The 12807-nt window shown below is 38.9% G+C and carries 8 protein-coding genes; 1 reads left to right on the forward strand and 7 read right to left on the reverse strand.

The genetic code is table 11. The features are described from left to right. Nucleotides 1-441 precede the first annotated feature (441 nt). The 3 genes from addA to QBK89_RS02675 all read right to left on the reverse strand — a co-directional run bounded on the left by addA (nucleotide 442) and on the right by QBK89_RS02675 (nucleotide 8452). Nucleotides 442-4170 (reverse strand): helicase-exonuclease AddAB subunit AddA, encoded by a 3729-nt coding sequence (gene addA / locus QBK89_RS02665; RefSeq protein WP_284139462.1) that lies wholly within the window; start codon nucleotides 4168-4170, stop codon nucleotides 442-444. After that, a complete protein-coding gene (gene addB, locus QBK89_RS02670) occupies nucleotides 4164-7664 on the reverse strand; it encodes a helicase-exonuclease AddAB subunit AddB (protein ID WP_284139463.1) in 3501 nt (1166 codons plus the stop codon). The genes addA and addB overlap by 7 nt, the downstream gene beginning before the upstream one ends. A 146-nt stretch (nucleotides 7665-7810) precedes the next feature. Continuing rightward, nucleotides 7811-8452: a TVP38/TMEM64 family protein gene (locus QBK89_RS02675; RefSeq protein ID WP_284139464.1), complete on the reverse strand. Its 642-nt coding sequence runs from the start codon at nucleotides 8450-8452 to the stop codon at nucleotides 7811-7813. Nucleotides 8453-8708: 256 nt separating this feature from the next. On the opposite strand from QBK89_RS02675, the gene QBK89_RS02680 reads away from it, so the two are divergent. Further along, a complete protein-coding gene (locus QBK89_RS02680; RefSeq protein ID WP_284139465.1) occupies nucleotides 8709-9098 on the forward strand; it encodes a YhjD family protein in 390 nt (129 codons plus the stop codon). Here the strand turns inward: QBK89_RS02680 and QBK89_RS02685 are convergent. From QBK89_RS02685 to lplA, 4 genes are all read right to left on the reverse strand, one after another. Further along, nucleotides 9046-9567 carry a competence protein ComK gene (locus tag QBK89_RS02685; RefSeq protein ID WP_284139466.1) on the reverse strand — a complete coding sequence of 174 codons (522 nt, stop codon included), beginning with the start codon at nucleotides 9565-9567 and terminating at the stop codon, nucleotides 9046-9048. The genes QBK89_RS02680 and QBK89_RS02685 overlap by 53 nt on opposite strands. Before the next feature lie 132 nt (nucleotides 9568-9699). Further along, complete coding sequence (locus QBK89_RS02690) at nucleotides 9700-9831, reverse strand: hypothetical protein (RefSeq protein ID WP_284139467.1); 132 nt, start codon at nucleotides 9829-9831, stop codon at nucleotides 9700-9702. A gap of 153 nt (nucleotides 9832-9984) precedes the next feature. Beyond that, complete coding sequence (locus QBK89_RS02695) at nucleotides 9985-11526, reverse strand: fatty acid--CoA ligase family protein (RefSeq protein ID WP_284139468.1); 1542 nt, start codon at nucleotides 11524-11526, stop codon at nucleotides 9985-9987. 247 nt (nucleotides 11527-11773) lie between these two features. Continuing rightward, entirely contained in the window at nucleotides 11774-12769 is a 996-nt protein-coding gene (lplA, locus tag QBK89_RS02700) for a lipoate--protein ligase (protein WP_284139644.1), read from the reverse strand. Between the last annotated feature and the right edge of the window lie 38 nt (nucleotides 12770-12807).

Consider the following 12807-nt stretch of genomic DNA (forward strand, 5'->3'; position numbering starts at 1 on the left):
AACCTTTTTATTTAGTGAAATTCGTAAAACCTATTCCTTATAGAGCAAAGGTTTCAAAACACAAAAAAGAAGCACTCCTCAAATCTTGCATATTGGTAGCTAATCTAGACTACCAAAAGCTTAGAGGAGTGCTTTTTATAACCTTTATACGAAAACCTAGCATGCAGAATATCATTCGCGTGAAAGCCAGATGTACAGAGACTCCTTGAAAAGGAAAAACGCTTTTTCTGCGTGTGATGTATCGCTGCCGAAGCGTTCCTTGTCCTGTGGGAACAGCAACAGGGGAACGCAGACTAAAATCGCTACGTCCTGTACGTCGAAAGATCCACACGATAAAGCGTATTATCTTTCCCATGTTAGTTGAGGTCGGACCCGCATAAGCTAACCCATTCCTAAATTGCGGTGGCCCTAATTGATACAAATGCTAAACTTGTCTTGGCCTTATTCTTTTGGTACGTTTACAAGTAATTCTTTAGAAAAAAAGTATAAATAAGTTTCCTTTACTGGTTGCCTCCAAATTCGTTCAATCGCCGTTCGATAAAGCTCCATTTGCACGGCATAGCGTTTTGTAAGCTCATGAACGACCTGTTCTGTAATTTCCCCATTAATGGTATCCGTTTTATAGTCTAAAATTATCCAGCCATCCTCTTTGGGAATAACACAATCAAGCACCCCTTGTAGAAGAACCTGCTCCTCTATATTACTATCCCACGATGCATACACTTCTTTTGCAGGAAGCGTCAGGCTAAACGGAACCTCTCGATATAGCTTCTTTTGCTTTATCATATAAGCAGCAATTTCTGTTTTGAAAAATCGCCCGATTGCTGCAATATCTACAACTTCCGCTTCTTCTTTCCTGAGAATTTCCCGCTCTACTAAACGTTCAATAAATAGTTCAATTTCAGCTGCTGTCATTTCATGTTCAAATGGAATATGCTGCATAACTGCATGCATTGCAGTTCCTTTTTCAGCAGCTGACATCGTTTTTTCCTTTTTCATAAACGCTGGCCTACGTACAATCGGCGCTTTATAAGGCTGTACAAGTTGATCCGCACTATAATCATCCTTTAATTGCCGTTGTCTTTTAATCTCAGTCACGGTTTGCTTTGCTCGTGAGCGCGCTGCTTCTTCAAACGGATAGTGAAAAGAAAGACGTTTATTTACGAAAGCTTTTCTTTCCTCGTCCTCCGAGTCCTGCGGTTTCCATTCGATAATACGCTCTTTTAACAACGCATCCTCTTTACCAATCGTATTTTTAACGTTAACGAGCTCGCTTCCATGGATTACCGTAATATCCCAATTCGAAGGATCTACTTTAATTTCCTCTAGTACCGCATCCCCTAGTACTTCAGTGCGCAAAGAAGATGTATTTTCATGCCGAATAAGTGCAGGACCAACCCAGTCTAAATATGTCTTCGAATCAAGACGGTAATGGGCAGGTAATACCCACTCTGCATGGTCAAGAACCTTTTGCCACTTTTCCTGTTTCTTTTCAAAGGAAGCAACATTACCTACCATCACGAGTTTTTCTTTTGCCCGAGTTAGCGCAACATATAGAACGCGCATTTCTTCTGCAAGCAGCTCTCGAAGCTGTTCTTTTTGCATCGCATGATAAAACAAGGTAGGATATGTGATCCGCTTAACTGGATCAATATATTTACTAGCAAATCCAAGATCCTTATGCAGCATATATCGTGCTCTTAAATCCTGCAAATTAAATTGTTTATCCATTGCACCTAAAATAACAATTGGAAACTCAAGCCCTTTACTTTTATGGATGGTCATAATTCGTACGACATCCTCTTGCTCACTTAATGCGCGAGCAGCTCCAAGGTCATCTCCTCTTTCCTCCATTCGCTCAATAAATCGAAGGAAGCGGAACAACCCACGAAACGAAGTTGTTTCATAGCTCCGTGCTCGATCATAAAGTGCACGCAAATTTGCTTGCCGCTGTCTACCACCAGGCATACCACCAACAAAATCATAATAGCCTGTTTCACGATAAATTCTCCAAATTAATTCAGACAAAGCACCTTGTCTTGCTTCTAATCGAAAATGCGCTAACTGCGTTAAAAACTCATTAGCCTTTGCTGCTGTTTCATTATTGTTCTGCTTTGAATACGCCAATAACGCATCATAATAAGCTTCACGTTGATTTGCTAGTCTAATTGCAGCCATTTCCTCTTCATCCATGCGAACAATCGGCGACTTTAGAATAGAGGCTAAGGGAATATCTTGACGTGGATTATCGATGACCTTCAGCAGGCTAATCATTACCTTGATTTCTATCGCTTCAAAGTAGCCAGTTGACAATTCTGCATATACAGGAATGCCCTGCTTCTTTAGTTCATCCGTGATAATTGGTGCCCATGTCATGGAACGAAGCAAAATAACAATATCACGGTATTGAACATCACGCTTTGCTTGGGTAGCTTTATCGACAATTTGCAAGCTTTTCTCCTCATCTTGTCCGATCCATTTTTTTATCTTTTGTGCATATACACGGGCTTCCAACTCCGCTTTAGCCAAATCAGCATAATCCTCCGAACCTTCTGTCTGCTCATCACTTTCTTCTGCTTGTTCACGATCAATTATAATAAGCTCTGGATTCGGTTCTGTCGCTTCAAGCGAATCATACATTTTATTTGCGTAAATTAGTTCTGCTGCTTCGTCATATTCAATGTCACCAAGTTTTTCATCAAAAATTTGTCTAAAAATATAATTTGCACCTACTAATACATGCTCCCTGCTTCGAAAATTACTTGCGAGATCAATTCGTCTGCCTGAAGTATTCGACTTGGCGAATTGTTTATATTTATGAATAAACAAAGATGGATCAGCATGGCGGAACCTGTAAATACTCTGCTTTACGTCTCCTACCATAAACATGTTGCCTGCTCCTACCTGATCACTAATTAGCTTTAAAATCGTCTCTTGAACTAAATTAGTGTCCTGGTATTCATCTACCAATAACTCACTGTATTGACTTTGCAAGCTTTTCGCAACAGAAGAGGCGAAAAACTGCTCGTCTGTTGATGTTTCATCAATAAGCAGCTGTAAGCAGTAGTGCTCTAAATCAGAAAAATCAACCACAGCATTTTCTTTTTTACGTTCTGTAAAACGGTTTTTAAATGCTTTTACTAAAGCGGTCAATTGATTGATAACAGGCGCAAGCTCACGCATATCTGCTACATGACTCTCAAGATTTCGACTAAACCAGTCCTGCTTCATATCATTCCAACGCTTTTTATAGCTATTTCGAATTGTTTTTACTTTTTCTTTTTTTTCTTCATCACAATCTGCCTTTTTACTGGAAAGCTTTGTAAAGCTAGTACTAGAAAAGAATGCTTGCATCGCTTCCCAGGATGTAGTGGAATGAAATGCCTGTTCTAGCATCGCCATATCTGCATCAATGGTATCCCCGTATTGATATGGACCATCACTTGCAAGCACAATTGACCTTGCAAGCTGCATCTCCTGTTCCATCGCTTCTAGCTGATTAACCACTTCCCGTTTCATGATTTCCAACCAAGCGAGGTCACTTTCCTTCCACTCTGCTGGAATTTGGTACATGTTCCCAAGCTCGTCTAACCATTTTTCAGGAGAAGGATTTTGCATCGCAAACGTGTACAATTTCAGTATTAAATCCTCTACATCTGCATCACTACGATCACTAGAAAAGCGGTCTACAACAGAAAAGAATTGTGCTTGATTAACGTCTTCTCCTCCATACCATGCTTCAAATAATTCATCGAGAACTTCCTGCTGCATTAAATCTGCTTCCATATCATTCGCAATTCGAAAGCCAGGATCGATATCAAGCAAATATGCATACTGGCGAACAATATCTAAACAAAAGGAATGTAAGGTTGATATTGATGCCCGCTGAAGCAAAGAAAGCTGTTTTTTCAAATGGATCGATGTAGGGTCTTCTGCTAATGCTTTTTCTAGTGCCAAACCAACACGTGTCCGCATTTCTTGTGCGGCGGCATTCGTAAATGTAACGACTAATAATGCATCAATGTCGACAGGGTTCTGCTTATTTAACAGCTTTTGAATGATTCGCTCTACAAGTACAGCTGTTTTTCCAGAGCCTGCTGCTGCTGCGACTAACACATCACTTCCTTCTGTATATATCGCTTTTTCCTGCTCTGGTGTCCACTTTACCATGCTCCATCCTCCTCTCTGCTAATCCGCTCAAGTACATCGTCATCCTTCATGTCCTGCAATTTTCGGTAGTTGTTATTCGGAAGCATTGGATCAAATTGACAAACAGATAAAAATGGACAAAACGTACATGCTGTCTTTTGCTTATGCTGATATGGATTGAGTGCTACACCGCCAGAAGTCATATCGATTCCTGCCTGTACCATCAAATGATGAATATGCTGCTGTAGCATCGTAAATGTTTGCTCGTCTGCTACCCTCGAGCTACTGTAAAATCCACCATTCTTTTTTACACCTGCAGGAATAATCGTACTCATTCCTGATTCAAGCGACGTATCCATTGATCGTACCATTTGTTCGTCAGCCATTAGCAGCCCTTGCATTTTATACTTTTTAAATATTTCCCGATCTATTTGATCCTCTGACAAGTCTCTTGATCCATTAATAAATGGATTATGAACATGAAAATAAAGCACGCCAGCTGGGCTTGCCTTTGCTCCGAGCCATTTCTCGGAATTCGTTAATACAACATCAAGATAAGCGAGCATTTGTAATGCTAAGCCATAATAAACCTCTAACAGATTTAATCCCTTTGCACTTGATTTATAATCAATAATTCGTAAGTAGAGCTCTTCTCCTTCGAGCGCTTTATCAACGCGATCGATACGTCCACGTAACATCAATTCAAATCCATTTGGTAGCTGTAAGGTCATTGGCGATAAATCCGTGTCCTTCGTACCAAAGCCAAGCTCTAATCCTACTGGTGAAAAGTGACTTTGTCTTGCTTGTTCACTTAGTACAAATGCAGCGCGTGCAATTACTTCCTGTAGCTTTTCCTGAATATACTGGTAGCGATTAGAGCTATGCAAAATCTGATGCTGAAGAACAGGTGCTAGCTGTCGGACTGCTTTTTGAGCGTATCCACCTGCATCCTGCTTTGTTAGCTGCGCATAATCTCCTCCATCTTTATTCACCCATTCTGTAATAAGCTTTAATGCTTCATGAAATAATTGTCCGATATCTGGTGCATCTAACTTATACGTCTTGCGTTCGTTTAATCCTAAGCTATATTTGGCAAAATGCTGATAAGAACAGCGATAATAGGTCTCTAAGCGAGATACACTTGCCTTTACTTGTTTAGGATATAATTTTTCTACCGTTTGTGTTGATAGGTTAATAGGTTTATTGTCATAAAAAAGACTTTGCAAAATGGTGTGGGTCGTTCCATTGCGGTCATGATTTTCGATATACCAATTTAATACATTTAGCCAAATTGGCTTCATTGGATACCCTTTTTGGTTTCTTGCCAATTGAGCAGTCAGTGCTGCACGTGTTTTTACTGGTGTTGTAATAAACCGTTCTGCTTCATACAACTCATCAGGCTCTTGTAATAATGAATGCATTCGTGCATGTGGAAACAAATCCTCCATTCGATGAATAAGCTGTGAGGGCATTTTTGCTTTTCCTTCTTCATCACTTAAAGGATAACTAATCCAAAGCTTGTCCTGCGCAGCTGTGAATACGAGATACATATAAAACCAATCATCCAATAATTGTCGCTTGCTTGTATCAGCAAGCTTTAACCCATGAATCGCTAGCAATTCGCGCTCTTGTTCATTAATTACACTATCTGATGGTGGCTTTAGTGGCCATACGCCATCATTCACACCAAGCAAAAATGAGCATTTAATATCACTTACTCTTGATCGATCTACTGTACCTACAATAACATGGTCTATGCTTGGTGGGACGTGCGCAAATGTTAATGATTCAAAACCGGCTTCAAGCATGGAACGAAATGTTAATAAATCCATCTCTTCTTCCCCAGCGATCTCAACAATTTCATCAAAAAGCTGCATAATAGCATTCCAAACCTGCTCCTGCTCTCTTCCTTTTTCAAGCTGACCACTTTCATCATAATGGGTCCGCATTTTCTCTAATGTTTGCGACACATCCATCCGTTCTAACAATCCAAAAATGGCCTCACAACGTGCGCGAATCGTTTTTGCTTTCCTTATTTGTTCATCAAAAGCTTGGAGTGCATCGATAACCTGCTCCCGATATTTATTTAGCTTTAATTCCATTTCCTTTTCTGCATTGGTTTGCGCTGCCTTGTCAAAGCCTCGAAAGCGTTGAAAAATCCACCCTTCCTTGGCATACCATTGATTACGAGAACGAATTCCATATTCCAATACATAGTTTTCGAGCTCATCAATCGCATCATTGGTTAATGGATACTCTGTATCTGCCGCTGGGATATATCCTGTTTTCAACACACGAAATACGGAATCATAGCGCCAATTTCCTTCCACAACCTCTAGCACCGATCGAATTAATTCGATAAGGGAGTGATTTAACATCGAACGCTTCTCATCGATAAAAACAGGAATATCGTAATCACTAAATATCGTTGCAATGAGATCGTGATATGTATCCGTTTGTCTTATAAACACGGCAATGTCGCGATAACGATAGCCTTCTTCACGGACAAGCTGGAGAATTTCTTGTGCAACTCCCTCTACTTCTGCTCGCGGATGTACTGCTTCTGCAATGTTAATCGGCGCTTCCTGACTAAACTCTGGTGCAGGTCGTGTATCAAAATGCGCCTCTAAATGAGCAAAAGCAGGGCGGTCTTGAAACCTCGCTTCTTGGGGAGTTAATTCCATTGTTTCTTCGATTTCAATGGCGAGTTCTTGTGCAAGTGCCTTTAATGTATGATACGTTTCCGTTGTTTGATAAAACAAATCAAGATCTGATGATGTTTCATTTTCTGGATCATCGACTACAAGCGTCATCGTTACATTGCTGCATTTCTTCAACAAAGCTTCTACAACATAAAGCTCTGTAGGAGTAAATCGATGGAAGCCATCCAAATAAATTGTTGCTCCTTCTAAAAAACGTGCTTCCGTTATTTTTTCCGCTAATAATTGCAGCTGGTCTTCACTATCGATATACGTGTCTTGCAAAGCAATGGCAAGCTTTTCATATATATAAAGCAAATCAGCTAGTTTTTTTGCTAACGCTTCTTCGCCTGGCTCTTTATGGGTAAAGCGATTAATTTGCTCCATTTGCTGTTGAATAAGCTCTGGGGTAACTTGATACCGCTTGAATTCGGTAATCATTTTCTCCATTTGGCTCAAAAAGCCTTGCTTTTCCAATGCCTTCTGAAATACTTGCCAGTCGCCTTGCTTTTCTTCAATGATTTTTCGAAGCATCATTTGAATACCAATAGAGCTAATAAACTGCCTTGTCCCCCCTCCTGTTTCCTGGAGAACACGCCATGCTAGACGGGAGAAGCTAACAACCTGTGCGCGAATACTTCCTTGAAAATCAGCATCTTGAAACAAAGCATATTCCTGTTGAAACGTCATCTGATCCGGCACGATATAAAAAATAGGAGGACCTTGAGGATTGTGACGTGATTCCTGCTTTATTTCTTGCATACACTGCTCACTTATTCCAGAACCGGCCCGTCCTATAATAAAACGGAGTCCCATTGTTATTCCCTCCTTAAACAACATGCTATATAGCAAAAGCTTCTATCCTCTTATTTTATCAGAGACAGAAGCTTTATTATAGTTATTTTCATTTGTATGTAGACACCATTGTACGTTGATCTGCATTCTTTCTATACCATTGATTGCTACTCTTCAGCATCTTTCTGTGCGGCCTTTTTTTGCAATCGATTTTCTAAATACTTCCCAAGCACCCAAAATAAAACAATGCAAACGCCTACTACAATTGTTTTCACTGGATTTTTGGCAAAAGAGACGATACTTGATCCGACATAAGCAATTGAAAAAATCATCACGGATTTGCCTAATAAGACTGCCAAAATAAATTGCTGTAGACTAATCCTTGATAAGCCAGCTACAACATTAATGACAGACGACGGTGAAAAAGGGAAACAAAGCAATAAAAACAACGGACCAAACCCATGACGGTCAAGCCAATTCGTCACTTTTTTTACTTGCTTATTTTTGCGTATCGCAACCATAATTCGTTTATCTTGTAATTGACGAATTATGAGAAATACAACAATTGCACCTAGACTAGAACCAGCCCATGAAAGTAAAAAACCCTTCAGCAAACCATATGCTGCAGCATTGGCGAATACAAATACAAACAGTGGTAGAAAGGGAAGAAAAGCCTCAATAAAAGGCAGTAATATACCTGGTAATGGCCCAAGATTACTATAATCCTCTAGCAATTGCATAATATATTCATCTAACGTATCATTTTCAGCCATTATTTTCCAATCAGTCAAGATGTTATGTAAATACATGACGTATAATCTCCTCATCCATTAAAAGAACCTTTAATCCATACCAGCGTTAATGTGTGATAAAAGAGTCGCATTATGCTTCGAGCACATTAGCAGTATTTTCCGATACCCTTTTATTTTAATAGAAACGATGCAATCTGCAAAGTTAAAATATATCAATTGCCTCTTTCGACTTCATTTCCAATATTTTTTTGTATATTTTTTCTTTGCAAACGCATATAATAGAACAAACGTTCTCTTATTGGAGGGATTTGCTTTGCGCTATCTTACAGAAGAAGAAGTAAACATTGCAACGAAGTTTCTTTTTCTTTCGATGGCCATTATCGTTATTCAACAGGATATTCATCTGATCCAAACGGGAGCCTTTAAAATAAAAGCACCATATGTGGAACTGTTGAAAAGAATGGCTTCAAAAGCATTAAATGAGCGAAAACGATTAAGGAAACAAATGCAGAAGCATAAGCTACAAGTAATTCCTTTGGAGAAAAACAACACGTTTTCCTCCTATCTCTTTCTTTGCAATGGACGAGAGGAAAAACGCAACTACTTTAATCCAACCATTCAGAAAAAAGTAGAAACGATAATACTGGAGCTTATGCGTAAGGCTCTGCAACCAGATCAATCATATGCTTTTGCAAATACTTGATACGGTTATCCAATAAATAACGGAATTGCGCTGTTCGTTGCACCTGATTGAGCATCGATCCAAAAGAAACATCTAGTACGATACTTCGACCATTTTTAAAAACGATTTCCGTACATTGATTTTTGGATCGGTTGACTTGATCTATGTGTGAATGAGCAATCCAGGAGCATTTCGGATTCGTGGGTGAATTCGTGGGGAAAAAATACATGCCGCTTGTCGGATCAATGGAGATGGGCGCCTTGTGGGTGATTCCACAGATCTCTTTTGTCCCTTCTTGCCTACCTCTAAGACTAGATCCGTAGAATTTACAGGCTTGATCAATAATCCTGCTTGGAGGAATACTTACAGGGTATTCCTTTTTTTCTTCTAGGATGATTGCCCTTGCATTCTCATTTGCTTCTTCCCCAGCAATGATGGCCAATGTAACAGGAGTCACCTCATGAGATGAGGTATAAAGATCATCCAACATAACATTCATCCTTTCCATATCAAATGAATCGAAAGAGGCTTATATTCTAATTTATCAGATATTTTTATAAAAGTATACATAAAATTACAATTTTCACAAAAAATGATGTATATGGAAATGAAATATCACTAACTATTCAGTTTTCCCTTCTTGCTCATCTTCCATTTTGCTTTCTGTTACAGCATGTACTTCCAGTTCTGGATAAAAATGCGGATTAAGTACTGTAAAGGTTGATAATTCCAATTGTTCTTCCTGCTTTTTCATTCAATCCGTCCTTTCACTTTTTTTTAGTATGGCTTAAATTCCTTCCATTTATTCCTAATTAGCGCAAGGTACAGACAATTTATAACTGGAATAAAAATAATTCCTACCCACATATCAGGAATAGGAATTATTAATCGTTATTATAGTGAATCCTTATAGCTTTACATGATCGCGCAAGCTTCGGCGCATGATTTTTCCTGTTGTATTCTTTGGTAATTCTTCTATGAATTCAAATTTTGAAGGGATTTTATACGGTGCGAGTTGCTCTTTACAAAAATCCCTTAACATTTCTTCTGTCAGAGAAGCATCCTTCGCAACGACAAAGCTAACAACCGCTTCTCCTGCTTCAGGATCAGGCACACCGATGACTGCGGTTTCTGCAACAAGCGGATGCGCATACAACACCTCTTCAACTTCACGTGGATATACATTATATCCACCAACAAGTATCATATCTTTTTTTCGATCAACAATATAAAAATAACCTTCATCATCCATTCTAGCCATATCACCCGTATATAGCCACCCGTCCTTCAGTGTCACTGCAGTTTCTTCGGGCATTTGGTAATACTCCTTCATCACATTCGGCCCTCGAACAATAAGCTCGCCAACTTCACCAGGTGGCAGCACTTCGCCAAATTCATCGACTACTTTGTTTTCTACATTTTTTATGCTTGTACCAATAGAGCCAGGCTTGCGAGGTCGATCTAACGGATTAAAGCACGTTACTGGTGACGCTTCTGATAAACCATATCCTTCTGAAATAATTACACCAAATGTCTTTTCAAAGTTCTTCAACAAGGCTACAGGCATCGATGCACCGCCTGAAATACAAAGTCGTACAGAAGAAAAATCAGCCTTGTGGTCTGGTATACCTGCCTGTAATAAGTAATTATACATTGTTGGTACACCAGCAAATATTGTTGCCTCATACGTTTTTGTTAATTCAAATACAGCATGCGGTGAAAATTTCGGTACGATTAATACTGTTCCACCATTCATCAATGGTGCATTTAATGAAACCGTCAGACAGAACACATGGAACATTGGTAATGCTGCAACCACTCGATCATCTTCATTCATTTGTAAATAATCAGCAACATCCTTTGCATTGGAATAGAGATTTTTATGAGAAAGCATTGCGCCCTTTGGATGTCCAGTCGTTCCCGAAGTATATAAAATGAGCGCTGTATCCCCTTCATTAATAATAGGTGGCTTGTAGTCCAAATTGCCGTTCGAAACAAGTGTTGCAAACGATTTTATTTTTCCTGATAATAGGTTGCTATCAAACTGTCCCATCTTTCCAGATTCACATGCAATATAGTTCGTAATAGCTGGAAGATCTTTTTCCATTTCAACGAACTTTGGAATAAGTACATCCAGCATAATAACAGTCTTTACATGACCATTTTTCAAAATATACAGCATTTCAGGAATCGTATACATTGGATTTATAGGTACTACGACCGCCCCTATCCGCAATGCTGCATATAGCCCGATAATGAAATGAGGGCTATTTCCAGTTATAAGTGCGATATGATCCCCTTTTTTACAGCCTAATGCTTCGAGTTGTGAAGCTAGCTTTGTTACCGCACCGTTTAATTCCTGGTAACTTGTTTGTTGCGATTGAAAAATGAAAGCAGACTTCGTTGGCATACTATGCGCGGTACGCTCCAGCTGTAGACTTAAATTCATTTTTTCTCCCCCTTTGTTCAAATCCTCAATCAATAATGAATGAATAGTCATTCATTATTTAGACGCACATATCCTTCTTGATCCCAACCCCTTCTTCTATAAATTGTGAATATTAATCTAATTTAAATTATAAAATAGCGGCTGCTGCAATTCAAGTGAAACCGCTACCAAAATTGTGACGTAATTACTTTCCTGCTTACATATAGCAAAAAAACCGAAGGCAGTCCTCCGGTTTTTACGTAAATGATTAGTAAATTAATTGGATAAATTGTTCTTTTGTAATTCTTCCTAAATAGTGCGGAATATCTATTCCCTCTAAAGCTTCTTCAATCGCTTTTCGCTCATGACGAACCCCTTGTAGCTTCTCTTCAATTACACGTACATCTCCTACCCCAAAAAAGTCGCCATAAATTTTGCAATTTTTTATCTTTCCTTTTGAAACATCCAAACGAACATCTACAAGACCAGCATCAAATTTGTGGGACTCCTGAATGTTAAATGTCGGTGACTTACCGTAATTCCAATCCCAATTACGATAGCGTTCTTCTGCTATTTGTCGAACATTTTCCCAATCGTTCTCTGTTAATTCATAACGAGGAACATCCGCTACATCTGCTACATCAAAAATCGAACGCAAGATAAGTGCCTTAAATTCGTCCATTGTAATTTTTTCATCAAGGAATTCAGAAATATTCGTAACACGGCTACGAATTGATTTAATCCCCTTTGATTCGATTTTTGCTTTATTTACGTTCAAGGCAGCCACCACATGTTCAATTTCTGAATCAAACATTAATGTTCCGTGACTAAACATGCGCCCCTTTGTAGAGAATTGGGCATTTCCAGATATTTTTCTTCCATCTGCTACGAGATCATTGCGGCCTTTTAATTCTGCTGGAACGCCTAATTTGTTTAATGCTTCAACAACTGGCTTTGTAAACTTTTCGAAGTTATGAAAGCTTTCACCATCGTCTTTTGTTATAAAGCTAAAATTAAGATTTCCTTCATCATGATATACCGCTCCACCACCTGATAAACGACGGACAACCTTTATCCCATTGCTGTCTACATATTCGGTATTAATTTCCTCAACCGTATTTTGATTTCTCCCAACAATAATCGACGGTTCATTAATATAAAATAAAAGATATGTATCCTTTTCACCAAAATTTTGAAGTACATATTCCTCTAATGCAAGATTGATTGTAGGGTCTGTAATCCCCTTGTTATCAATAAACTTCATCATTTTACCCCCTTATCTTTTCTCTTCTTTATTCAGTT

Origin of the sequence: Virgibacillus sp. LDC-1 (assembly GCF_030137545.1) — a bacterium.
Taxonomy (GTDB): domain Bacteria; phylum Bacillota; class Bacilli; order Bacillales; family Amphibacillaceae; genus LDC-1.